The organism is Pseudophaeobacter profundi, assembly GCF_029697505.1.
Classification (GTDB): Bacteria; Pseudomonadota; Alphaproteobacteria; order Rhodobacterales; family Rhodobacteraceae; genus Pseudophaeobacter; species Pseudophaeobacter profundi.
Genome location: NZ_JARJEF010000007.1, coordinates 140838 through 162819 on the forward strand (window position 1 = coordinate 140838; position 21982 = coordinate 162819).

Sequence of the window (21982 nt, forward strand, 5' to 3'; positions counted from 1 at the left end):
TAGTTGCATCAGATCCGCGCTTTGCCGCAGGGGCAAAGGCATTTTCCGCCGCTCAGGCCCCTTTTTCCGGCGTCGCGCGCGGCTCTGGGCTGTCCCCCATCAAATATCGCGGCCCCTTTCCCTTGTGGGCGGCCTGATCCTGCGGATTGTAAAGCGCACATTTGGGTAAAGACAGGCAGCCGCACCCAATGCAGCCATCCAGATTGTCGCGCAGCTTTTGCAGCGTGTCGATTCGTGCATCCAGATGGGCCCGAAACCCGGTTGAAATACGCGCCCAATCCTGTGGCGTCGGGGTGCGCCCGCCCGGTAGGTCCTTTAGCAGCCCGCCGATTTCCGGCAGCGAAAACCCAAACTTCTGGGCAATCATGATGAAACTTAGACGGCGAATATCGGCGCGATGAAACCGCCGCTGACCTCCGGCATTGCGCCAGGGTTCCAACAGGCCCTGCGCCTCGTAATAGCGAATCGCTGAAACCGCCAGGCCAGTGCGTTCGGACAGATAGCCAATGGCCACCCCTGCTGATTTTGCCATTTCTCGGAGACCTCTCATGTTCTGAAATAGTGCTTGAGCTAAAGTTAGGTTTAGGAATTACCGTAAGGCGACTCAGGTCAAAACGCTACTGAATTTAAGGAGAAAGCCGATGAGCGCCGTTTTGGAACATGCCAATATTACCGTCACCGATCCCAAGACCACGGCCCAATGGATGCAAGCAGTCTTTGGCTGGCACATCCGCTGGTCTGGGGCGGCCAAGGAGGATGGCTTTACCATCCATATAGGCGGCGATGACAGCTATCTCGCGCTCTATACCCCGGCGACGCAGCCCAGCGCCGGGCCACGCAGCTATGGTATGCGCGGCGGGCTGAATCACTTGGCGGTAACAGTCAGCGACCTGGACGCCACCGAAAAGGCGGTGATCGCCGCCGGTTTCACCCCACAGAACCATGCCGACTACGAGCCGGGGCGGCGGTTCTACTTTCGCGATCAGGACGAAATTGAATACGAAGTGGTGCAATACGATGATTGATCTCTTGTGGCAGGCCCAACTGCCCCGCCTGCCAGATCACGGCATCTTTCCGCGCAGTCCAGGCCCAAAAACCGCAAAATCGACCGATTGAGCAGATTTGCCTGTGGACAGCCCATTGCCACCTCTTGAAATCTGCGCCCGGATTAGGTCAGGTAACTGCTAACACCAAGCTCGGCCCCGCTGCACTCTGTGGCGGGGCTCTGCCTTTGGTAAAAGCAACAACAGCTAGTGCGCTAGCCTAAATGACCTGGACCCAAGATATGGAAAAGATCCCAATGACCTCTGCGGGTCACACCGCACTCGAAGCTGAACTCAAGAACCTGAAATCGGTCGAGCGACCCAATATCATCAAGGCAATCGCAGAAGCCCGCGAACTGGGCGACCTTTCGGAAAACGCCGAATACCATTCGGCGCGCGAAAAGCAGTCCTTCATCGAAGGTCGCGTCAAAGAGCTTGAGGGCATCCTCAGCCTTGCCGATGTCATTGATCCGGCCAAGCTTTCCGGCTCTGTCAAGTTTGGCGCCAAGGTCACCCTGGTCGATGAAGACACCGACGAAGAAAAAACCTGGCAGATCGTCGGCGAACATGAGGCCAACGTGGAGGCAGGTTTGCTGAACATCAAATCCCCCATTGCCCGCGCCCTGATCGGCAAAGACGAAGGCGACAGCGTCGAGGTCCGCACACCGGGCGGCGTACGCGGGTACGAAATTCTGGCCATTGCCTACGGCTGACACGTCAACTGACTGATACACGCGCTGGCAGCCCGCACCTAGTGTCTTGCCAGCGCCCGCAAAACCACTAGCCTTGTTTCTGCAAACCCTGATTTCAACTGACCCAACCTCCGCATTGCGAGCTCGCACATGACTGCCCAGGATGCCTCAAAACGCCCCTCTCCCTTTGCCGGGCACGGCGCTGACACTGGCCTTTCAGGTCCAAACTCTGCGGGCAAGGGGCTACCGGGATCGCTGCTATCAGGCAACGACCAGGACAGCAGCGGCCTGGGCGGCGCCGAAGTGGTGGCGATTCTGCTGTCGGTGTTCTGGCTCTTGCTGGTGCTTGCGCTTTACCTGCTGGCACCTGCGGACCAGGGCCTGGCCCACTGGACGCCAACCCTGTTGACAGCGCTGGCAGTGGCCCTGCCACTGGTGCTGATCTGGGTCACCGCCTCTGGTCTGCGCTCGGCCCGGCAGATGCGCAGCGAATGCCAGCGCCTGCAGGCCGCCATCGACGGCCTGCGCCACAGCTATCTCAGCCATGCACAGCTGTCGGATGCCACCGACAACCCGACCGTCAACCAAAAACTGGCAGAAATCGCCGAAACCGCGCGCAAGACGGAAACCGCGCTGGCCACCTTCCAAAGCAGCCGCACTGCCGCTGCACGCCCCGCCGTCCCGCCAGAGGCCACGCGTCTCGCCACCGAGGATCAGGGCAGTCTGGCACTTGGCACCTCGGCCGAAGACATGGCCCTGCCACTGCCGACAGGGCAATTCATCCGGGCCCTGAATTTCCCCGAAACCGCCGAGGACCAGGAGGGCTTTGCCGCCCTGCGCGCCGCGCTCAAGGATCGCAAGGCCGCCCAGGTGGTGCAGGCGGCGCAGGATGTGCTGACCCTGCTCAGCCAGGATGGCATCTATATGGATGACCTGCGCCCCGACATGGCCCGCCCCGAAATCTGGCGGCAGTTTGCCCAGGGCACCAGAGGCCGCGCCGTGGCCGCACTTGGTGGGGTGCGCGACCGGACCTCTTTGGCGCTGACCTCGGCGCGGATGAAACAGGATCCGATCTTCCGCGATGCGGCGCATCACTTCCTGCGCCGGTTTGATCGCATGTTCGCCGAGTTTGAAGCCCGCGCCAGCGATAGCGAAATCACCTCGCTTGGCGATACCCGCACCGCCCGCGCCTTTATGCTGGTGGGCCGGGTTGCAGGCACCTTCGACTAAAACGTATCGCGTGTTTTAGATGCTCAAGACCTGCCCCACTTTTAAGCAACATGCTCTCAGGGCAGCGGCGCATGGTACACCTCAACGCGCCCCAAGCAGGACCAGGCTCAAAGCGTGAAACTGCCATAGGGGATAAAGCGCACGCGGTCGCCCGGCTGGATATCGGCAGCGGCGTCGCCCAGCTCGACCAGCCCCTCGGCCCAGCTCAGCCCTGAAATCCGGCCCGAACCTTCGGATTTGAACACCTCGACCCGCCCGTCGCGCACGCGGGCGCGCAGGTATTCGCGCCGTCCCGGCTTTTTGCGCTTGGCGAAACCGGCAGGCAGATCAAATCCCTGCGGACTGTGCCAGCCGCTGCCCGCCATCAGGCCAATCGCCGGGCGGGCAAAAATCAGGGTGCAAACCAGCGCCGCCACCGGGTTTCCCGGCAGGCCAAAGACCGGGACCCCATCCCACATGGCCAGCGCCAGCGGGCGGCCCGGTTTCAGCGCGATGCGCCATTCCTGCAGCGCGCCGCTTTCGCGCAGCAGCGCCGAAACATGATCTTCATCGCCCGCCGAGGCACCGCCGCTGGTCAGAATGACATCCACCTCGGCGCGGGCGCTGTCAAACCGGGCGCGCAGGGCGTCGCGGTCATCGGGCACCCGCCCCAGATCCACCGGCCTCGCCCCCATCTGGCCCAGCAGGGCCAGCAACATGGGACGATTGGCATCATAGATCTGCCCCGGTGCGGCCGCGTCCCCCGCCTCGCGCAGTTCATCCCCGGTCGACAGCACCCCAACGCGCAGTGGCAGATAGACCACAAGATCCGAGAGACCGGCCGCAGCGGCCAGGGCCAGATCCGCCGGGGTGACCACCCGGCCCGCTGGCAGGATCACATCACCTGCCGCCACATCTTCGCCCGCCTTGCGGGTATTAGCCCCAAGTTTCAGCGGGCCGCGAAAGGCGATTTCACCCGTCCCAAGGGTCACGTCTTCCTCCAGAATGACCGTCTCCACCCCCGCAGGCAGGGCCGCGCCGGTCAGGATGCGGATCGCCTGCCCCGCAGGTACTGCGCCGCGATAGGCCAGCCCGGCAGCCGCCCGCCCAGGTACCAGCGGCATCACATGGGCTCCTTCAGGCACCGCACCGGCAAAACCATAGCCATCAACCGCCGTATTGGGCTGCGGCGGGTTGGCACGCTGCGCGATCACATCCGCAGCCAGCACCCGCCCGACCGCAGCAGAGAGCGGCACGGCCTCTTGTCCGACCACCGCCCGCAGCCGCGCCCGCAAGAGCGATAGCGCCTCGTCGACCGGCGTCCAGTCGACCCCGGCGGGCAGGGAAAAACAATCATTGCGCAGCGGCGGTGGTTTCAGGGTCATCAGGTGGCTCGCAGTCTATCGGCATTGCTATGCGCCGGGCTATAGGGGTGGGTATGGGCGGGCAAAACTCAGAGCGCCAGGTCTGCGGCGATGAAATCCGCAATACCGCTGGTGTCATCCAGATTGAACACCACCCGGTCGCTTTCCAGCGGCACATCACTGGCCAAGGCCCGGATCGTGCCATCCCCCGGCGCAATCAAGGGCTGCCCCGCCGCCGCACGGTGGGCTTCTATCTTGGGATGAGGCGCGCGTTTGTAGCCCTCGACCAACACCAGATCAACCGGCGATATCCGCGCCAAAAGCTCTTGCAGCGTCGGCTCCTTTGCCCCGCGCAATTCCTGCATCACGGCAACCCGGTGGGCCGAGGCCAGCACCACCTCCGAGGCGCCGGCCATGCGGTGCCGGTGGCTGTCGGTGCCGGGCTGGTCGACATCGGTGCTGTGATGCGCGTGTTTGATGGTGGAGACCTTGAGACCGCGATCGGTGAACTCGCTCACCAGCCGTTCCATCAGCCCGGTCTTGCCGCAGTTCTTCCAACCGGTAACACCGTAGAGTTTCATTGCAGCAGCTCCTCGGCCCGGATCAGATCCGCAGGCGTGTTTACGTTGAAAAAGGGATCAAAGGGGGTGGCGTCAAACAGCGCTTCGCGCCCCCCGTGCTGGTCCGTCCAGATCACCACCTTGCGCAGCCCATCCTGCAGCGCCGCGCGCAGATCATCGCGCAGGGCAACCGGCCAGAGGCCAAAGGTCGGGTGGCGGTTCACCTTGCTGCGGCCGCCCGATTTCAGCTCTTCCCCGGTGCGCGGCGTTGTCGCCAGCACCAGCGGATGTGTCTGGCCCTGCGAGGCTGCAAGCAGCCGTGCCACCAGATCTGTCGGAAAAAACGGCGTATCGGCAGCGGCGGTGACGATGGCTTCTGCCCCCTGCCCGGCGGCCCAGTCAAGCCCGGCCAGCACCCCCGCAAGAGGGCCGGCAAAGCCTTCGATACTGTCGGCCACCACGGGCAGACCCAAATCAGCAAAGCGCACCGCATCGCCATTGGCGTTCAGAGCCATCCCAGCGACCTGCGGTGCCAGCCGATCGCGCACCCGCGCCAGCAGGCTTTGGCCGCCGATCTGCAACAGCCCCTTGTCGCCGCCGCCCATCCGGGTGGCAAGCCCGCCTGCGAGGATCACGCCCAGGGGTTTGGTCATCATCAATTCTCCGACCCGTTAGAAAGTCTTACCATCAGCAACTCTTGGCTCTGGACCAAAGGTCCCCCACTAGCCACCCAGCATAGCGCGTCGCCCCTCATGGGTGGGCGCTGTGCTTGCGCGCGCGGACTGCCCATTCCTTCGTGCCTCATTCCGCGCTTTTCCGGCGATGTTTCTTTGCCTCAACCGGCGCATCGCGCGGATCCATGTCGCGCTCCAACCGTTCGTCGCCGGACAGACAGGTGAACCGCTGGCCCCGCATACGGCCAATCAGGGTCAGCCCCACCTGCTGGGCGATCTCGACGCCCCAGGCGGTAAAGCCCGAGCGCGAGGCCAGCACCGGGATACCCATCATCGCGGTCTTAATCACCATTTCGGATGTCATCCGACCGGTGGTATACATGATCTTGTCTGCCGCTTCGACGCCTTCGGACAGCATCCAACCGGCGATCTTGTCCACCGCGTTATGGCGGCCCACATCCTCCATATAGACCAGCGGACGATCCTGCTGGCACAGCACGGTGCCATGGATCGCCCCGGCCTCCAGGTACAATGACGGCGTGCGGTTGATCTTATGCGCCAGCGCATAAAGCCAGGAGGATTTTACCGGGGTAGCGGGCAATTGCACGCCCTCCAGCCCCTCCATCATATCGCCAAAGACGGTGCCCACCGCGCAGCCCGACGTGCGGGTCTTTTTCTGCAGCTTTTCCTCATAGCTGGTCTCGGATGCGGTGCGCACCACCACGGTCTCCAGCTCTTCGTCATAATCGACGCGCAGGATGTCTTCGTCCGGCGACAGCATCCCCTGATTGCGCAGAAAGCCAAGCGCCAGATATTCCGGGTAGTCGCCAATGGTCATGGCGGTGACAATTTCCTGCCGATTCAGATAGATGGTCAGCGGTCGTTCTTCGACCACCGACAGCGAGACAGGTTCTCCGTGTTCATTGCGGCCAGTGACCGCGCGGGTCAGACCTGCCGCGCCGGGATCGGGCGCGATCAGATAGTCTGCCAAAACCTCAGCCAGGTCAGAAGTATTTCCCAATTGCAGAGCCTCGCAAAGCTGCCTACCAAGTTCATATTGAACTTAGGATGGGCGCATGGCTTTCACCACCACGAAATCGGCTTTTTGGAAAGGCATGCGGGACAGCGCGCCCTTTCTTCTGGTCTCGGGTCCTTTTGGCCTGCTGTTTGGGGTTCTCGCCGGGGAGGCGGGACTAAATGTCGCTGACGCCCTGGCCTTTTCACTGGCGGTTTTTGCTGGGTCTGCCCAGTTCACCGCGCTGCAACTGCTGCAAGAGAACACGCCGATAATGATCGTGCTGATCTCGGCCTTGGCGGTCAACCTGCGGGTGGCGATGTATTCCGCCTCGCTCACGCCCTATCTGGGCGATGCGCCCCTTTGGCAGCGGGCCTGCGCCGCCTATCTGGTGGTGGATCAGTCCTATGCGCTCTCGGTGGTGAAATTCGAAACCGAACCCGAAATGACCGTGCCCCAGCGCATGGCCTATTTCTTTGGCACCAATGGATTGGTGGCACCGGGGTGGATGATTGCCACCCTGACTGGGGCGCTGGTGGGGGCCCAGATCCCCGCAAGCTGGGGGTTGGATTTTGTCCTGCCGCTGGCCTTTCTGGCGATGATTGGCCCGATGCTGCGCACCCCGGCGCATCTGGTGGCCTGCTTTACCGCCATCGTGGTCTCGCTGCCGGCCACCTTGATGCCCTATAACCTGGGGCTGATTGTCGCCGGGCTAGCAGGCATGATGGCAGGCGCCCAGGCCGAGCTGTGGTTTGAACGCAGGCTGGCAGGCCAGGCTGACCCCCAGCAGGCCAACAAACAGGAGACCCCGTCATGAATGGATTCACCCCGGGCGAGCTGTGGTTTGTCATCATCGGGCTAGCCCTTGGCAGCTTTGGCCTGCGCTTTGCCTTTATCGGCTTCATGGGCGGGCGGCCCATGCCGGAGTGGCTGATGCGGCATCTGCGCTATACGGCGGTGGCGATCATTCCCGCCCTTGTGGCGCCCCTTGTGGTCTGGCCCTCAACCACCGGCGGTGCGCCCAGCCTGCCGCATCTGGCGGTGGCAGCGCTGACCTTTGTTGTGGGCTATCTGACCCGCAATGTGCTCTGGGCTCTGCTGAGCGGCGTCAGTGGCTTTTTGCTGCTGTTCTATCTGGCGGCCTAGGACGGCACAAAAAACGGCTGAACGGGTTACCGTTCAGCCGCTCTCGATCTTCACAATGGTCCGCAGATACCTGATGCAGATTACTGGCTCAGGGTCACGTTCCCTTCGGCCAGGGCCTTTTGCAGGTCCGGATCGTCATCTTCGTAGTATTTTGTGGTGACAACACCGGGCATGGCCGCAAACTGTTCAGACAGTTTCACCGGATAGAAGGTCACCTTCATATCCTCAAACCCGGGCAGCTGGCGCAGAATGGACGCGGTGGAATTGGCGCAATAGGCCCCCGCCACCCGGCCATTGCTGACCGCCAGTTCATAGGCCCGCTGCGCCTGGGCTGGTGTAACTTCCAGCCGCTGCATCACCACATGGTGGGTGCTGCGCGCATGGGCACCGCGATAGGCCAGAACCACAGGTGGCGTGATGCCAAACAGGACATCATTTCGTTCCGGCACCACATCGGCATAAAAGGATCCGGCGGGATCAAAGATCACCCGCTCGGAGGCATTGATCATCAGTGATGTATGCCCCCCGGCCCCGGTGCGGTTGTTCACCATGGTGAACAACGTCAGCGCCGGCGGGCCGTTATGCACATAGCTGGCCGCCGCCAGGGTTGCCGCATCGGCATTGGGTTTCTTTTGCTCCGAACAGCCCGCAACGGCAACGCAGCCCACCAAAAGGGCCGCCCGCAGCGCAACACGGCCCGGTGCCCGGTGCCACAGCACAGAAGCTGATGTCATCTGCAATAATCAGGTCGCAAAGACAGCAAGGAACAGCGCCAGCAGCACCAGAAAGATGCCAAAGCGCGTGGTGAATGTAATGAAGCCTTGGTAGGTCTGCTCTTGTACTTTGCAGTCCATGGTGCCGTGTTTGTGTTCAGCCATGACAGATCTTCCTATTCGTCTATGTTTTCTGCTGGATACTGGATTTCAAATCGCCTGTCACCACGTCATTGGCGCGCAGGGGCGTGAAAACCCTGGCCTGCGGCCTGCAGGCCGCGGCTTTTGACCGCCAGCCGCCTCTTGGGACGGCCCTATCCAGACCACCGCGCTCGAATCGTCCCCTTGGCAACACCGCAGGCAACACCAAAGCGCGGGCGGTCTTTTGATCAGACAGGTGCCGCCGGACCGGTCGCCACGGGCAGCTCTGCGACAGCAGGCTCTGCGTCCAGGTCGCTGGCGAGACGAAAGCCGATGCGATTGGCCGGCACTTCCTTGCGCGGCTTTGGCAGCGCCCGCAGCATCACGTTCATCTGGCTGACATGTTGCACCAACTGGGTCTTGGCGCCGCTGGCTTCGCTGCCATAGAAGGTGATGATATCGGGGTCATAATAGCCCATACCTTCGATGCGCAGCACCCCGGCGTCGCCACCGACAAAGCCCATGGCAATCTCATGCTCGGCATCCAGCTGTTTCTCAAAGTTCTGGATATAGAGGATCAGCCGTTCATAGGCCCAGCGTGCCTCGCTTTTGGCGGCGTCTTTTTGCTGCAGCTTTTCTGGCACCGCGCCCAATCCCTGGCAGGCCTCTGGGTCGGTATGGACCTCGTGCACGCAGGGCAGCACCGCCGCCTCGACCGCCTCGGCGCTGGTTGAAATCTTGTTGTCCATGGCGCGTTACTCCCCTTATCCGGGGTTGCCCCCGATTTATTCCTTGCTCTGGTACAGCCAGGCACCATCGTCCCGTTTAACACGGCTGACGCGCCCGGTGTGATACAGATGATTGACATGGGCCACCGCCTCGACCAGTGCAAGCCCATACTCGCCTTCGCCAATCTTACGCTTGAACAGCGGTGCAAAACAATCGGCTGCCGTCTTGGGGCTGTCCAGGTAGTCAACCAGACGATCCAGCCCGCCATGATGGTTGTCGATCAACTGTCGCATCCGCAGCGGCAACCGGGTAAAAGGCAGCTTGTGCCCGCCCAGCGCCAGATGATCGGCCCGCGCCAGCGGCGCCAGCCGCTCGCAGGCTTCCAGCCATTCGCCCAAAGGGTCGGCCATGGGTTCGGTGGCATAGACGCCGATATTGGGGCTGATAGAGGCCAGAATCTGATCGCCGCTGATCACCAGATTGTCATCCCGGCTCCAGAAGGTGACATGTTCCGGCGCATGGCCATTGCCCATGTGCACATCCCAGTCACGCCCGCCCATGCGAAAGACATCGCCCTGCTGCACGCGGGTAAAGCCGAGCGGCAGGGGATAGACCATATCGGCAAAGTTAAAGGGCCGGTCGGCCACCCGTTTGTCGTAAATTTCAGGAGCCATGCCAGCGCTGCGATAATAGGCCAGGGTTTCTTCGGGCCAGGTTTCCTGCACATCCAGCGTCAACATCCGGGCAAACAGCCAGGCGGTGCGGCTTGTAACCAGCTCGGCCCCGTGTTCCGACTGGAACCAGCCGGCAAGCCCGATGTGATCCGGGTGGTGATGGGTGCCCACCACCCGGCTGATCGGCTTGCCCTTCAAGGGGCCTGCCATCAGGCTTTCCCAGATTTCGCGGCTTTGGCGGGTGTTGAACCCGGTGTCTATTACCGTCCAGCTGTCGCCCTCGTCCAGGGCATAGATATTTACATGGTCCAGCTTCATCGGCAGCGGTTGGCGCAGCCATAGAACGCCTTCGGCCACTTCGATCACCTCGCCCAGGGCGGGTGGTTCTGTCCAGGGCGTGCGCGGGCCAACTTCGGGAACACTTGCCATATCAGCCTGCCAATTCTTCAAGGTTAAGCGCAAAGGTGCCGGCGGCGCCTTCCTGCACATGGGTCAACAGACCCAGATGCTCTGGCAGCATCCGCTTGATGTAGAAGCGGGCCAGTTTTTCCCGTGGGCCGCCCTTACCGGCAATCGCCGCTGTCAGGTGGTAATGCCCGCCCAGCACCCGCGCAAAGGCGCGCAGGTACGGCACCGCCCCGGCAAAGCGATCCTGCAGGTCATCCTGCTCCACCAGCCATTCGGTGGTTTCGCGCAGGGATTCGCAGGCCTGCCATAGCGCTTCGCCCATATTGGGGTGTGTGGCACGGGCCCCTTCGGCCTGGGCCTCGATCTCGTCGATGATCCGGTAGGCCATATCGCCGCCATCCATCATCTTGCGCGCCACCAGATCCATTGCCTGGATGCCATTGGTGCCCTCATAGATCGAGGTCACCCGCACATCCCGCAGGAACTGCGCCGCGCCGGTTTCTTCGATAAAGCCCATGCCGCCATGCACCTGAACCCCCATATCTGCAACGCGAATACCAGTATCGGTGCCAAAGGCCTTGGCAATAGGGGTAAGGAAGGCGGCCCGCGCCTTCCAGTCGGCGGCCCCGGTGGCGCTGTGCATATCGGTGGCATGGGCGCAGGCCAGCAGGATGGCGCGGGCGGCATAGGTATCGGCCTTCATCTCCATCAGCATCCGGCGCACATCAGCGTGATCCGCAATCACCCCCGAGGCAGATTTGCCTTGTTTGCGTTCCAGCGCATATTCCAGCGCCTGCTGCGTAGCGGCCTCGGCGATGCCAGCCCCCTGGCCCCCAACGCCAAGGCGCGCATTGTTCATCATGGTGAACATCGCCGCCATGCCGCCGTGTTCAGGCCCCACCAGCCAGCCCTTGGCACCGTCAAACTGCATTACGCAGGTCGGGCTACCGTGCAGACCCATCTTGTGTTCCAGGCTGACCACGCCCAGCGTATTGGCCGCCCCCAAAGAGCCATCTGCTTCCGGTAGGAATTTTGGCACCAGGAACAGCGAAATTCCCTTGGTCCCGGCCGCGCCATCGGGCAGCCGCGCCAACACCAGGTGGCAGATGTTTTCCGCAAAGTCATTATCCCCCCAGGAGATAAAGATCTTCTGGCCCGTCACCGCATAAGAGCCATCGCCATTTGGTTCCGCCCTAGAGCTGAGCGCCCCCACATCGGATCCCGCCTGCGGTTCCGTCAGGTTCATGGTGCCGGTCCATTCGCCGGAAATCAGCTTGGGCAGGTAAAGCGCCTTCAAATCATCGCTGGCGTGATGTTCCAGCGCTTCGATCTGACCCTGGCTCATCAAGGGGGCCAGTTGCAGCGACAGGCAGGCAGCGCTCATCATCTCGTTCACGGCGCTTGTCAGGGTCATCGGCAGCCCCATGCCGCCATGTTCGGGGGCCGCGCTCATGCCGATCCAGCCGCCCTCGGCGATGGCGCGAAACCCCGCGCCAAACCCCGGAGATGTCTGCACCGTTTTATCTTTCAGTACGGCTGGCTGCAGGTCGCCCCCGCGTTGCAATGGCGCCATCACCTCGTCGCACAGCTTGCCCGCCTCGCCAAGGATTGCCGAAACCACGTCTGCGCTGGCCTCGCTGAACCGCTCGGTCTGGGCGATCTGGTCAAAACCGATCACGGTGTTCAGCAGGAATTCATACTCGGATACGGGGGCACGGAAGGTCATGGGCGTCCTCTTGTCGGCCGGATACTCTCGTCGGCCTGAATTTATCGACCAAAATGGCCGTTCACGGGTAATACCGGGTGCAAGGCTTGGCATTGCCACAGCCGCCCGGTATGTCTGTTTAGCTGTTCGATTACCTAACTGCAGCCACTTTGCAATCAACCAAAACGCCGCGTCACCAAAAATGCCAGAAAACACTGCCCCCAAAGCAACCGAAATACTGCCTGCGACAGCGGCTGGCCTGACCCGTGCTGCAGATCTGTTGCGCGCTGGTGAATTGGTCTCTTTCCCAACAGAAACAGTCTATGGGCTGGGGGCAGATGCCCGGCAGGGCAATGCGGTTGCGGCGATTTATGCCGCCAAGGGACGTCCCAGTTTCAATCCGCTGATTGCCCATGTGGCCTCGGCCAAGGCTGCAAAACGTCACGTCATCTGGAACGCCTGGGCGGAAACCCTCGCCCGCGCCTTCTGGCCGGGACCGCTGACCCTGGTGCTGCCGCTGGCGCCGGATCACGGGATCTCTGATCTGGTCACTGCCGGGCTGGATACACTGGCGGTACGTGTTCCGGCCCATCCCACCGCACAGAGGCTACTATCAGAACTGGATGGTCCGCTGGCCGCACCCTCGGCCAACCCTTCGGGACGCATCAGCCCTACCACTGCCGATCATGTCATGGCCGGTCTCTCCGGGCGGATCGCCGCCGTGGTCGCGGATGGCGCCTGCGGCGTTGGGCTGGAATCCACCATCCTGGGCCTGGCCGGTGACGCGCCCGTTCTGCTGCGCCCGGGTGGTCTGGCCGCCGAGGATATCGAGGCAGCTCTGGGCCGGCCCCTGGCCACACGCGACCTGCACGATCCCCTGACAGCGCCCGGGCAGTTGTTGTCACACTACGCGCCACAAGAGCGCGTGCGGCTGAACGCCTCAGCCCCGCGCGCGGGCGAATGCTACCTCGGTTTTGGCCGCTACAGCGGCGCCCGCGCCCACGATCTGTCGCTGTCGCCAACGGGTGACCTGGTCGAGGCCGCCGCAAATCTCTTTGGACACCTGCATCAGCTGGATACCCTGGGGCAGCCCATCGCCGTAGCCCCCATTCCGGAGACCGGGCTGGGGGCGGCCATCAATGACAGGTTGCGCCGCGCCGCGGCCCCCCGCGACTGATGACCTGACGCGGGCCCGTCTCAGGCGGTGCCCGCACTGGCCGAAAGCGTCAGCGGGTCGATCCCCAGAGACCCCAGCGCCGCGCCCCATTTCTCGCCATCCTCGGTGTCAAAAATCAGCGCATCCGTGCTCTCGGTGGTCAGCCAGCCATTGGCGATGATCTCGGCCTCCAGCTGCCCCGGCCCCCAGCCGGCATAGCCCAGCATGATCAACAGCTGCTTTGGCCCGTTGCCCTGGGCAATATCTTCCAGCACATCCAGCGTTGCGGTCATCCCATATCTGGGCGGCACCCGCAGCGATTTTATCCGCGACTCGTACTCCTGCGAGTGCAGTACAAAGCCACGCTGGGTCTCCACCGGACCGCCAAACCGGATCGCCTGGGCACCCTGTTCGGCATCGGTAACCGGAATTTCCAATTGGGTCAGAAGATTGTTCAGCTTCACATCGGGGGCCACCTTGTTGATGATCAGCCCCATCGCCCCCTCATCACTATGGGAACACAGGAAGATCACCGAATGTTCAAACCGTGGATCACCTATGCCCGGCATTGCTATCAAGAGTTTCCCGGTAAGATCCATGCTCCGCCCTTTCTTATATTCCAAAATAGCGCCACACCAGCATGCCGCCCGGGCGCGCCGGGTGCAAGGGGCAGCGGGATATCACCCCGCCGCCCGCGTTCATGGGTGACCGGATCGTGACTTGGCTTTTTGTCGCCAAAGGCCCATCTATACCGCATGACAAAACCGCATCGCCCAAGCCCATCGCCCGCCCCTGATCTGGCCCGCCCTGAACAGCCCTACCGCCGTTCCTGGGCGCAGCTTCTGGTGCCCTCCCTTGCCTTGCTGGCGCTTTTGGGTGGGGTGGGTCTGACACCGCAGCCCGCGACGGCCCAAAGCGCGCCGACAAGCGACACCACGCATCTGGTGCAGATAGAGGTGCTGGATGGAGGGCTTACAGCGGATGGCCGCTATACCGGCGCTCTGCGCCTGACCCTGCGCGAGGGCTGGAAAACCTATTGGCGCAGCCCTGGCGAGGCCGGAATCCCGCCGCGCTTTACCTGGCGTGGGTCGCGCAATATCGGCGAAATGTCGATGACCTGGCCCGCACCGCAGGTGTTTTCCACCTCTGGCTACCAGACCATCGGCTATCACGACCAGCTGGTGCTGCCGATTGAAATCACCCCAGAACATGCAGGCCGCCCCGTACGGCTGAAAGGGCGGATGGAACTGGGGATCTGCAAGGATGTCTGTGTGCCATCCGAACTCAACTTTGATCATCAGCTGGATGCCAAGGCCGGGCGCAATACCGCCATTGTTGCCGCGCTTGCCAGTCGCCCCTATTCCGCCCGCGAAGCCGGGGTTGTGGCGGCGACGTGTCAGCTAAAGCCCTCGAAATACGGGATCCAAGTTGAGGCCCGGATTACCATGCCCAGCGCTGGCGGGACAGAAGTTGCGGTGATCGAACCAGGCTCTGCGCATCTCTATTCCGGGGGTACCCAGACCCGGCGCAGCGGCAAGACCCTGATCGCCACGGCAGAGCTGATGGCGGCAAAAACCGGCACCCTGCCTGCGGTGGATCGCTCGCGCCTGCGCATTACCGTATTAGGATCAAAACATGCCGTAGATATTACCGGCTGCACCGCAGGATGACCAAGACAGCATGACCAATACAGGCGCTCCCCCTCCGCTTGCGATGCCCGTCGCGCCGCAAATACCGATTCTGGGTGCCATTGCAGTGGTCTACCACCAGGGCCGGGTGCTGCTGATCCAGCGTAAAAACCCGCCCAATGCCGGTGCCTGGGGCTTTCCCGGTGGCCATGTAGAACTGGGCGAAACCGCACTCGCGGCTGCCCGGCGCGAACTGGCCGAAGAAACCGGCATCCATGCCCGTCCGCTGGAATATCTCACCAATATTGATGTCATGCTGCACGATGCGCAGGGGCAGGTAGAAAAGCAATATCTGCTGACGGCCGTGCTCTGCGCCTATGAAAGCGGCACGGCGCAGGCTGCGGATGATGCGCTCGACGCCCGCTGGCTCGCCGTGGACAGTATCGAACAGCAGGGCTTGGCGCTGATTGAACAGGTCGCCGCAGTTGCCCGTCTGGCCCGCGCCAGATCTCTTTAACCCCACTGGCCTTGGGCCGCGTCTGGCTGGCGCGCAGGCCCTATACTTGACGACGCAGGCGCATCCCATAGCCCAGCGCCGCAATCAGATAGGCCAGCACTGTCAGCACCGCGATGCCGCCAAGGGCCAGCAACAGCGCAGCCCGTAGCGGATCAAACGCCGCCAGGCCCGGCAGCAGATCCCGCAGGAGCGGCAGTATTGTTCCCCGAGCCATGGTCCAGCCCAGCGTCGCCGCCAGCCAGCCCACCTGAACAAAGCCGACAGCAAGCATCAACCAGTGCAGCCCCGCCTGCCTGCCGCCACGCAAAGCCCGGCGCAGCGCCGTCAGGGGGCGCACCGCATCCTGCTGAATTGCAACCAGGGCAGGCACCACCAACAGAACCAGGAACATGCCAAAGCCCAAGCCAAAGACCAGAGTGATCACCGTCGGCTTCAGGAACTGTGCCTGCTGCGAGCTTTCATACATCAAAGGCGCCAGCCCCAGCACCGTTGTCAAAGTCGTCAACATCACCGGCCGCAACCGGTCCGCCGCCCCGTCAACGATTGACGGCACCAAGCCGCGGGTTTCGGCGTATTCGTCGATGGTGGTGACCAGAACGATGGAATCATTGATGATAATCCCGGTCATGCCCAGCAGGCCAATCACGGTGAACATGCTTAACGGGACATCCCAGACGTAGTGGCCCCAGATGGTGCCCACCAAGCCAAAGGGGATGATCGCCATCACCACCAGCGGCCGGGTCCAGCTGGCAAAGATCCAGGCCAGCACCAGATAGATCCCCGCCAGACACAGAATCAGCCCGGTGCCGGCATCGCTAAGAAAATCGCTTTCCTGCTCGCTCAGCCCGCTGAGCCGCCATTCCACCTGCAGACGGCTGGCGATATCGGGCAGAATTTCTTCCTCCAGTGCCTTGGTGATCTCGGCGGCACGGGTCGGGTCGTCTTCGGAAATATCACCGGTGACGCTAATCACCCGAATGCCATTTTCCCGCCGCACCGTGGAAAACCCGGTGCGCTGCGTCACCGAGACGATATCGGCCAGCGGCACATAGATTCCACTGGGGGTGCGCATCAATGTGCGTTCCAGAAAATCCGCCGACAGCTCATCGCGGGGCAGTTCGACTCGTATTTCGGCACTGCGCGGCCCTTCTGGATAGGTCGCCGCCTCGATCCCGTTCAACCGCGCCCGCAGCGCCCGGCCCAGACTGTCGATGGTAAAGTTCAACGCCTGGCCCTGCGGCGTCAGCTCCAGCACCACCTCTTCCTTGTCATAGGCAAGGTTGTCTTCAACCGCCGAGACCTCCGGATAGCGCAGCAGGGCGGTCTTCAGATCCTGTGATGCGCGCTTGAGCACCTGCACATCAGCGCCGTAGAACTGCACATCCAACGCATCGCCCCCCGGCCCAGACCGCCAGCTACGGAAGGAGACCGTTTCCACCAGCGGGTGATGCACCACCTCTTCCTGCAACGCCGCCACATAGGCAAAGCTGGAATACTCGGGGCGCAGATCCGCGTCGATCAGTTCAATCGAGAGGCCCCCCAGAAGATCTGTATCCTTCGCCTCAACCCCGGACAGGCCGCGCCCCGCATTGCCGCCGACCTCGGCAATGACAAAATTCACCGGATCAACGCCTCCGTAGCGGCTGGCAAACGCAGCGCCCGTGGCCGCCGCCGCGCGCTGCATTTCCTGCATCATTGCAACGGTATCGGCACGGGTTGCCCCCTCGACCATGGCAAAGTTGCCGGTGACCGAACCACGCTCTGGCGCGTTAAAGAACCGCCACTGCACCTCGTTGCTGATGAACAGCGCCATCTGGCTGGCCAGAATGGTCACCGCGCCGGCCAGCACCACATAGCGCGCGCGCACCACCAGGGCCATCAGCCGACGGAACAGATGATCGCGCACCCAGCGAAAGCCGCGATTGACGATCCGGTTGGGCCAGTCGTACCAATGTTGCTTTTGCGCATGGGTCAGCGCATGCGCCATGTGATGCGGCAGGATCAAGAAGCATTCTGCCAATGACGCCGCCAGAACCGCAATCACCGTAAAGGGAATATCGCGGATCAGATCGCCAAAACGGCCGCCAATCGCCGTCAGCCCAAAGAACGCGATGATGGTGGTCAGCGTCGCGGCGAAGACGGGCATGGCCATGCGCCGGGCGGCGTTTTCTGCCGCCTGCATCGGATCTTCACCCAGACGGCGCACGCGAAAATCGGCGTGTTCGCCCACCACGATGGCATCATCCACCACAATCCCAAGCGTGATGATCAGACCAAACAGGCTGATCATGTTGATGGTGATGCCCGCAGCATACATCAGCGCCACGGCGGCAAACATCGCCGCCGGAATGCCCGCGGCCACCCAAAAGGCAATACGGCTGTTCAGGAACAGGAACAGCAGCGCCACCACCAGCGCCAGCCCCATCAAGCCATTGTCGATCAGAATATCCAATCTGTCGGAAATCCGTTCTGCGCGAGTGCGGATCAGCTCTGCCGTGACCCCCTGCGGAAGGGTGCGTTGCAGCGCATCCACCACCTGTTGCACCTTGGCCTGAATAGCGATGGCATTGCCCATGTCGGCGCGGTCCACCCGGATCGACATCGCGGGATTGTCACCGACAAAATAGGATCGCTTGCGATCCACCCCTTCGCGGGTGATCTGTGCCAGATCGCCGATGGTCAGCACCGATCCATCAGCATTGTTGCGCAGCACGATGCCCGCTATTTCTTCGGGGCTACGCTTTTCGCGACCGGTGCGCACCCGCGTATTGGCCCCCGTAACATCACCCGCCGGGTCAGCATCAACCTCGGCGGCGATGGCATCGGCGATCTCGCTCATGGAGATGTCATGGGTGATCAGGCTGGACGAAGGCACCTCGACCAGGGTGCGGGGCGCGGCCAGGCCGCGAATGGTTGTCCGGGTAACGCCGACCTCAAACAGCCGCACCACCAGTTCATCCGCAAAGAGCCCCAGCTGACCCGCCGCAAGCGGCCCCGAGATCACCACATCTGTCACCCGGTCACGCCAGGCACCACGCCGCACCGTGGGGTCGTCGGCATCCTCGGGCAGGGTGGTGATGGCATCCACCGCCGATTGCACATCATCCGCCGCCCGCGCCATATCCCAGCCCGGTTCAAAATCCAGCAGGATAGAGGCAGATCCCTCGCGCGAGGTCGCGGTGCTTTCCTCGACGCCATCCACCGCCAGAAGCGCCGGTTCCAGCGCCTGCACAATGGCACCATCCACATCTTCTGGGCCGGCCCCTTCCCAGGTGACACCGACGGTGACATTTTCAACAATTACATCGGGGAAAAACTGCGCCCGCATATTGGGGATGGCGGCTGCCCCCAGCAGCAACAGCACCACCAGAAACAGATTGGCCGCAGTGCGGTGGCGGGTGAAATAGCTTAGCAGGCCGCCAGCAGGGCGCGACAGATCACGCATGGATCAGCCCCCCATCCGCGATTCGATCCTGTTGACCAGCGCGCTTGGCACCTGCTCCTTGGCCAGTGCCGCCAGCATCCGTTGCTTATCGGCAGCGGGCAGCTGGTCGCTGCCTTCAATGGCCAGAACAAGCGCGGCGCGGCGTTCATCAGACAGCTTGATCATGTCCGGCGCCTGACGGGGCGCCTGGGTGGTTTCAAGCGCCGCCCCCTGACGCAGGGGCCGCACCCGAATGCCGGCCCCCAAGAGCGGCGTGCGCCCGACCACCACCTGACGCCCGGCAAGGCCCGCGCCCTGGATCAACACATCGTCGCCCTGGCGGCGCAGCAATTCAACCGGCAGCGCTTCCAGTCGCTCATCGGGCCCCAGCACCAGGACGGTGCCATCTGCCCCCAGCGCCGAAGAGGGCACCCGCGCCACCGCCGCGATGGGCGGTTCGCTAACCTTCACAGTGACAAAATCCCCCGGCTTGAAACCCGGCGCATTGGCCAGGCTGGCATAGAGCAGACGCCCGGTCTGCCCATCCCCCGCCGCGCCACTGGCGCGTGACAATTGGCCCACGGCCTCTAGCCCCGCTCCCGCCGCATCCAGCGTGACGCGCACCGGGGCCTGCAACAGCGCACCTTCTGCGTCCAGCAGCCGGGCATATTGCAGGGTAGAAACCCGAAAAGAGACCTCCAACAGATCCGCATCTACCAGCTCTGCCAATTTTTCATTCACCGTGACCAGCCGCCCCTCGACCAGTGTGACCGCCTGCAAAATAGCGTCGAAACCCGCCCGCAGGGTGGTGTCTGCCAGATCGCGTTGAGCCGTCTCCAGGGCGATCTGGGCGCGCGCCACACGAGTGGCAGCCTGATCAACGCGCGCCTCGGCCTGACTGACGGCCTGGCGACGCGAAATCACCGTCTGACGGGCCTGAACTGCGGTCAGTTCGGCGGCCTCTACTGCGGCTGTGGTGCCGACACCGCGGTCTTGCAGATCCAGCTGCCGCTGGTGGGCGCGCGCACGCAGCTGTGCCTGGTCCTGGGTGGCTTCCAGCTCATCATTGGCGAGGATCAGGTCACGCCCCGCATCCCGTTCCTCGGCGCGCGCATCCAGCATATCGGTCTTGGCCTGATCCAGTGCCGCCTGCGCATCCGAGGGATCGATCTGTATCAGCACCTCACCGGCGCGCACCCGCCCCCCTTCGACAAAGCGTTCTGACAGTTGGATGACCCGCCCGCCCTGGGCGCTACGCAGTTCCAGGCGGCGGCGGCTGTCGATGCGGCCAAAAGCGGTCAGCTCGGGGGTGACCTCTTGCAGGTCTGCCGTCACCAGATTCACCGCAAAGATCCGTTCCCGCGCCGGGGGGGTATGCGGCTCGGCGCCCATGCGCTGTTGCACCGCAGAGACCACCATCTGCCCGGCATAAAGCACCAAGGCCGCCGTCACCGCCGTCAGAAACAACCCCATCAAACTATGCCGCAAAAAGCGCATGCCTATTTCCCCTTGGTGGCGGCAGATCACTCTGGCTACCGTTTTCATTCTACCTGATCGGACGCTTACCGTATCGCTGGCCACATGAGGTGCCTATGACCAAACGCAGCAGCGCGCTACTTCCGTCGTTGGGTTTCGCTCAAACGGGGCATTATTTCCACAAAATTGCAGGGCCGGTGGCGATAATCCAACTGAAACGCCAAAATTTCATCCCAACCATCCTTGCAGGCACCGGGGCTGCCCGGCAGCGCAAACAGGTAGGTCCCGCCCGCGACACCACCCGTCGCACGCGACTGCACCGCAGAGGTGCCGATCTTTTTCATAGACACAATGGTAAAGACCGTGCCGAAGGCCTCGATCTCTTTTTCATAGACATCCCTGTGCGCCTCTACCGTGACATCGCGACCGGTCAATCCGGTGCCACCGGTGGAGATTACCACATCGACACCGGGATCGGCGATCCAGGCGCGCAGCTGGGCGGCGATTTCGCTGCGTTCATCGGCCAGGATCTTGCGATCCGCCAACAGATGCCCCGCCGCCTGCAGACGATCCACCAGCACCTGACCAGAACGGTCCTCGGCCAGGCTGCGACTGTCCGAGACGGTCAGGATGGCTATGCGGACCGGAATAAAGTCCAGGGTTTCGTCGATACGTGACATCTCGGCCCTCTTGTGTGTTGCGACACGCGCCATGCGATGCGCAGCGGCTAGCCCTGTTCAGCACTGGCCAGACGCGCCTTCAGTTCCAATAGATCTGCCCAGGCGCTGGATTTCAACGCCGGTTGGCCCAGCAGGGCGGTTGGGTGCTGCATCGGCAGCACCATCTTGCCCCAGGCCTGCCCCCACTGCCCCCGCAGCCGCGAGATGCCGCGTTTGCCCAGAACGGCCTGACAGCTGGTATTGCCCATCAGCAGCAGAATCTCCGGCTGCGCCAATTCGACATGACGCTGCAGAAACGGCACCATCATCGCAACCTCATCACCAGAGGGATCCCGCCCCTGCGGTGGCCGCCAGGGCAGCACATTGGCCAGATAGACCGTCTTGTCGCGCCCCAGATCGATGGCGGCCAGCATCCGGTCCAGCAAATCGCCCGCCGGACCCGCAAAGGGTCGGCCGGCGCGGTCTTCTTCGCGATCGGGGGCCTCGGCAATGATCATCACCCGCGCGCCGGGCTGGCCATCGGCAAAGACCAGATTGCGGGCGCCGCGCTTCAAATCGCAGTGAGGGAAATCCGCCAGCGCCACCCGCAGCGCCGCCAGGTCCGGCGCGGCCCGGGCGCAGCTGCGCGCCACCGCAACCGGGTCTACCGGTTTGGGCTTAGGCGGCAGCGGCGGCGGGCTGCCGGGCTTTTGTGCCTCACCTGCACGGCCGGTGATTGGGGCCTTGGCGGCCGGGGCGGCCAGCTCATAGCGGTTAACGGGCGTCTCGCACAGCGCCTCGGTGGCGCCAAGCTCCACCTGCCACTCCAACAGCGCTTTTGCGCTCCAATAATCTATTGCCGATTCCATGGCCCAAGCTACCCCGCCAAGCGAGTAAGCGGAACACCCCTAATGCAGGCAGGTGCAGCCGCAGTGACGCAGCCGGACCTGCGGTGATTTGGCCGGGGGCAGCCACAATCAAACCCGCCTATCGACCTTGCCCCAAAAGGCCTTGCTGCCTATAAGGTGCGACAAACAGAGCGGAGCCTG

The 21982-nt window shown here is 62.9% G+C and carries 23 protein-coding genes; 8 read left to right on the forward strand and 15 right to left on the reverse strand.

The features are described from left to right. Positions 1 to 52: 52 nt before the first annotated feature. On the reverse strand, positions 53 to 532 hold the full coding sequence (soxR, locus tag P2081_RS12795) for a redox-sensitive transcriptional activator SoxR (RefSeq protein ID WP_278923260.1): 480 nt from the start codon (positions 530 to 532) through the stop codon (positions 53 to 55). A gap of 109 nt (positions 533 to 641) precedes the next feature. Here soxR and P2081_RS12800 point away from each other — a divergent pair, with 109 nt between their 5' ends. The 3 genes from P2081_RS12800 to P2081_RS12810 all read left to right on the forward strand — a co-directional run bounded on the left by P2081_RS12800 (position 642) and on the right by P2081_RS12810 (position 2965). Continuing rightward, positions 642 to 1025 carry a VOC family protein gene (locus P2081_RS12800; protein WP_278923261.1) on the forward strand — a complete coding sequence of 128 codons (384 nt, stop codon included), beginning with the start codon at positions 642 to 644 and terminating at the stop codon, positions 1023 to 1025. Between the two features lie 260 nt (positions 1026 to 1285). Further along, positions 1286 to 1756, forward strand: a complete 471-nt coding sequence (gene greA, locus P2081_RS12805) for a transcription elongation factor GreA (RefSeq protein ID WP_278923262.1) — start codon at positions 1286 to 1288, stop codon at positions 1754 to 1756. Positions 1757 to 1885: 129 nt separating this feature from the next. Next, positions 1886 to 2965, forward strand: a complete 1080-nt coding sequence (locus P2081_RS12810; protein WP_278923263.1) for a hypothetical protein — start codon at positions 1886 to 1888, stop codon at positions 2963 to 2965. 107 nt (positions 2966 to 3072) lie between these two features. Here P2081_RS12810 and P2081_RS12815 read toward each other — a convergent pair whose 3' ends face one another. The 4 genes from P2081_RS12815 to fdhD form a co-directional block, all read right to left on the reverse strand. Then, positions 3073 to 4329 (reverse strand): molybdopterin-binding protein, encoded by a 1257-nt coding sequence (locus P2081_RS12815; protein WP_278923264.1) that lies wholly within the window; start codon positions 4327 to 4329, stop codon positions 3073 to 3075. 68 nt (positions 4330 to 4397) lie between these two features. Beyond that, on the reverse strand, positions 4398 to 4889 hold the full coding sequence (mobB, locus tag P2081_RS12820) for a molybdopterin-guanine dinucleotide biosynthesis protein B (RefSeq protein ID WP_278923265.1): 492 nt from the start codon (positions 4887 to 4889) through the stop codon (positions 4398 to 4400). Then, a complete protein-coding gene (gene mobA, locus P2081_RS12825) occupies positions 4886 to 5521 on the reverse strand; it encodes a molybdenum cofactor guanylyltransferase MobA (protein ID WP_278923358.1) in 636 nt (211 codons plus the stop codon). Before mobA ends, mobB begins: the two co-directional genes overlap by 4 nt. 148 nt (positions 5522 to 5669) lie before the next feature. Then, positions 5670 to 6563, reverse strand: coding sequence for a formate dehydrogenase accessory sulfurtransferase FdhD (fdhD, locus tag P2081_RS12830; RefSeq protein WP_278923266.1), 894 nt, complete (start codon positions 6561 to 6563; stop codon positions 5670 to 5672). 55 nt (positions 6564 to 6618) lie between these two features. Between fdhD and P2081_RS12835 the strand changes: the two genes are divergently transcribed. Both P2081_RS12835 and P2081_RS12840 read left to right on the forward strand, forming a co-directional pair. Beyond that, a complete protein-coding gene (locus P2081_RS12835; RefSeq protein ID WP_278923267.1) occupies positions 6619 to 7374 on the forward strand; it encodes an AzlC family ABC transporter permease in 756 nt (251 codons plus the stop codon). Continuing rightward, complete coding sequence (locus P2081_RS12840) at positions 7371 to 7703, forward strand: AzlD domain-containing protein (RefSeq protein ID WP_278923268.1); 333 nt, start codon at positions 7371 to 7373, stop codon at positions 7701 to 7703. Before P2081_RS12835 ends, P2081_RS12840 begins: the two co-directional genes overlap by 4 nt. Before the next feature lie 80 nt (positions 7704 to 7783). Here P2081_RS12840 and P2081_RS12845 read toward each other — a convergent pair whose 3' ends face one another. The 5 genes from P2081_RS12845 to P2081_RS12865 all read right to left on the reverse strand — a co-directional run bounded on the left by P2081_RS12845 (position 7784) and on the right by P2081_RS12865 (position 12094). Continuing rightward, complete coding sequence (locus tag P2081_RS12845) at positions 7784 to 8437, reverse strand: hypothetical protein (protein ID WP_278923269.1); 654 nt, start codon at positions 8435 to 8437, stop codon at positions 7784 to 7786. A 9-nt stretch (positions 8438 to 8446) separates the two neighbouring features. Next, positions 8447 to 8581: an aa3-type cytochrome c oxidase subunit IV gene (locus P2081_RS12850; RefSeq protein WP_278923270.1), complete on the reverse strand. Its 135-nt coding sequence runs from the start codon at positions 8579 to 8581 to the stop codon at positions 8447 to 8449. 224 nt (positions 8582 to 8805) lie between these two features. Beyond that, positions 8806 to 9306: a DUF6173 family protein gene (locus tag P2081_RS12855; protein WP_278923271.1), complete on the reverse strand. Its 501-nt coding sequence runs from the start codon at positions 9304 to 9306 to the stop codon at positions 8806 to 8808. A gap of 36 nt (positions 9307 to 9342) precedes the next feature. Beyond that, positions 9343 to 10389, reverse strand: coding sequence for an MBL fold metallo-hydrolase (locus tag P2081_RS12860; RefSeq protein WP_278923272.1), 1047 nt, complete (start codon positions 10387 to 10389; stop codon positions 9343 to 9345). Position 10390: 1 nt separating this feature from the next. Next, positions 10391 to 12094 carry an acyl-CoA dehydrogenase gene (locus P2081_RS12865; protein WP_278923273.1) on the reverse strand — a complete coding sequence of 568 codons (1704 nt, stop codon included), beginning with the start codon at positions 12092 to 12094 and terminating at the stop codon, positions 10391 to 10393. A gap of 181 nt (positions 12095 to 12275) precedes the next feature. On the opposite strand from P2081_RS12865, the gene P2081_RS12870 reads away from it, so the two are divergent. Beyond that, positions 12276 to 13250 (forward strand): L-threonylcarbamoyladenylate synthase, encoded by a 975-nt coding sequence (locus P2081_RS12870; protein ID WP_278923274.1) that lies wholly within the window; start codon positions 12276 to 12278, stop codon positions 13248 to 13250. Between the two features lie 20 nt (positions 13251 to 13270). On the opposite strand, the gene P2081_RS12875 is transcribed toward P2081_RS12870, so the two are convergent. Continuing rightward, positions 13271 to 13828 carry a YqgE/AlgH family protein gene (locus tag P2081_RS12875; RefSeq protein WP_278923275.1) on the reverse strand — a complete coding sequence of 186 codons (558 nt, stop codon included), beginning with the start codon at positions 13826 to 13828 and terminating at the stop codon, positions 13271 to 13273. Positions 13829 to 13984: 156 nt separating this feature from the next. Between P2081_RS12875 and P2081_RS12880 the strand changes: the two genes are divergently transcribed. Both P2081_RS12880 and P2081_RS12885 read left to right on the forward strand, forming a co-directional pair. Beyond that, positions 13985 to 14899, forward strand: coding sequence for a protein-disulfide reductase DsbD domain-containing protein (locus P2081_RS12880; protein ID WP_278923276.1), 915 nt, complete (start codon positions 13985 to 13987; stop codon positions 14897 to 14899). Between the two features lie 10 nt (positions 14900 to 14909). Further along, the gene (locus tag P2081_RS12885; RefSeq protein ID WP_278923277.1) at positions 14910 to 15374 is read left to right on the forward strand and encodes an NUDIX domain-containing protein; all 465 of its coding nucleotides are present in this window, start codon (positions 14910 to 14912) and stop codon (positions 15372 to 15374) included. Positions 15375 to 15414: 40 nt separating this feature from the next. Here the strand turns inward: P2081_RS12885 and P2081_RS12890 are convergent, their stop codons facing one another. The 4 genes from P2081_RS12890 to P2081_RS12905 all read right to left on the reverse strand — a co-directional run bounded on the left by P2081_RS12890 (position 15415) and on the right by P2081_RS12905 (position 21802). Further along, positions 15415 to 18819 carry an efflux RND transporter permease subunit gene (locus P2081_RS12890; protein WP_278923278.1) on the reverse strand — a complete coding sequence of 1135 codons (3405 nt, stop codon included), beginning with the start codon at positions 18817 to 18819 and terminating at the stop codon, positions 15415 to 15417. Positions 18820 to 18822: 3 nt separating this feature from the next. Then, positions 18823 to 20295 (reverse strand): efflux RND transporter periplasmic adaptor subunit, encoded by a 1473-nt coding sequence (locus P2081_RS12895; protein ID WP_278923279.1) that lies wholly within the window; start codon positions 20293 to 20295, stop codon positions 18823 to 18825. A 116-nt stretch (positions 20296 to 20411) separates the two neighbouring features. Then, positions 20412 to 20954 (reverse strand): molybdenum cofactor biosynthesis protein B, encoded by a 543-nt coding sequence (gene moaB / locus P2081_RS12900; protein WP_278923280.1) that lies wholly within the window; start codon positions 20952 to 20954, stop codon positions 20412 to 20414. Positions 20955 to 21001: 47 nt separating this feature from the next. Then, on the reverse strand, positions 21002 to 21802 hold the full coding sequence (locus P2081_RS12905; RefSeq protein WP_278923281.1) for a uracil-DNA glycosylase: 801 nt from the start codon (positions 21800 to 21802) through the stop codon (positions 21002 to 21004). Positions 21803 to 21982 lie beyond the last annotated feature (180 nt).

Coding starts and splice junctions, on each gene's coding strand:
- P2081_RS12840 (WP_278923268.1), top strand. CDS start 7,371: ATGAATGGATTCACCCCGGGCGAGCTGTGGTTTGTCATCATCGGGCTA.
- P2081_RS12835 (WP_278923267.1), top strand. CDS start 6,619: ATGGCTTTCACCACCACGAAATCGGCTTTTTGGAAAGGCATGCGGGAC.
- P2081_RS12845 (WP_278923269.1), bottom strand. CDS start 8,437: ATGACATCAGCTTCTGTGCTGTGGCACCGGGCACCGGGCCGTGTTGCG.
- P2081_RS12865 (WP_278923273.1), bottom strand. CDS start 12,094: ATGACCTTCCGTGCCCCCGTATCCGAGTATGAATTCCTGCTGAACACC.
- P2081_RS12860 (WP_278923272.1), bottom strand. CDS start 10,389: ATGGCAAGTGTTCCCGAAGTTGGCCCGCGCACGCCCTGGACAGAACCA.
- soxR (WP_278923260.1), bottom strand. CDS start 532: ATGGCAAAATCAGCAGGGGTGGCCATTGGCTATCTGTCCGAACGCACT.
- moaB (WP_278923280.1), bottom strand. CDS start 20,954: ATGTCACGTATCGACGAAACCCTGGACTTTATTCCGGTCCGCATAGCC.
- P2081_RS12855 (WP_278923271.1), bottom strand. CDS start 9,306: ATGGACAACAAGATTTCAACCAGCGCCGAGGCGGTCGAGGCGGCGGTG.
- P2081_RS12870 (WP_278923274.1), top strand. CDS start 12,276: ATGCCAGAAAACACTGCCCCCAAAGCAACCGAAATACTGCCTGCGACA.
- greA (WP_278923262.1), top strand. CDS start 1,286: ATGGAAAAGATCCCAATGACCTCTGCGGGTCACACCGCACTCGAAGCT.
- P2081_RS12880 (WP_278923276.1), top strand. CDS start 13,985: ATGACAAAACCGCATCGCCCAAGCCCATCGCCCGCCCCTGATCTGGCC.
- P2081_RS12810 (WP_278923263.1), top strand. CDS start 1,886: ATGACTGCCCAGGATGCCTCAAAACGCCCCTCTCCCTTTGCCGGGCAC.
- P2081_RS12885 (WP_278923277.1), top strand. CDS start 14,910: ATGACCAATACAGGCGCTCCCCCTCCGCTTGCGATGCCCGTCGCGCCG.
- P2081_RS12815 (WP_278923264.1), bottom strand. CDS start 4,329: ATGACCCTGAAACCACCGCCGCTGCGCAATGATTGTTTTTCCCTGCCC.
- mobA (WP_278923358.1), bottom strand. CDS start 5,521: ATGACCAAACCCCTGGGCGTGATCCTCGCAGGCGGGCTTGCCACCCGG.
- P2081_RS12850 (WP_278923270.1), bottom strand. CDS start 8,581: ATGGCTGAACACAAACACGGCACCATGGACTGCAAAGTACAAGAGCAG.
- P2081_RS12875 (WP_278923275.1), bottom strand. CDS start 13,828: ATGGATCTTACCGGGAAACTCTTGATAGCAATGCCGGGCATAGGTGAT.
- P2081_RS12895 (WP_278923279.1), bottom strand. CDS start 20,295: ATGCGCTTTTTGCGGCATAGTTTGATGGGGTTGTTTCTGACGGCGGTG.
- mobB (WP_278923265.1), bottom strand. CDS start 4,889: ATGAAACTCTACGGTGTTACCGGTTGGAAGAACTGCGGCAAGACCGGG.
- P2081_RS12800 (WP_278923261.1), top strand. CDS start 642: ATGAGCGCCGTTTTGGAACATGCCAATATTACCGTCACCGATCCCAAG.
- P2081_RS12905 (WP_278923281.1), bottom strand. CDS start 21,802: ATGGAATCGGCAATAGATTATTGGAGCGCAAAAGCGCTGTTGGAGTGG.
- P2081_RS12890 (WP_278923278.1), bottom strand. CDS start 18,819: ATGCGTGATCTGTCGCGCCCTGCTGGCGGCCTGCTAAGCTATTTCACC.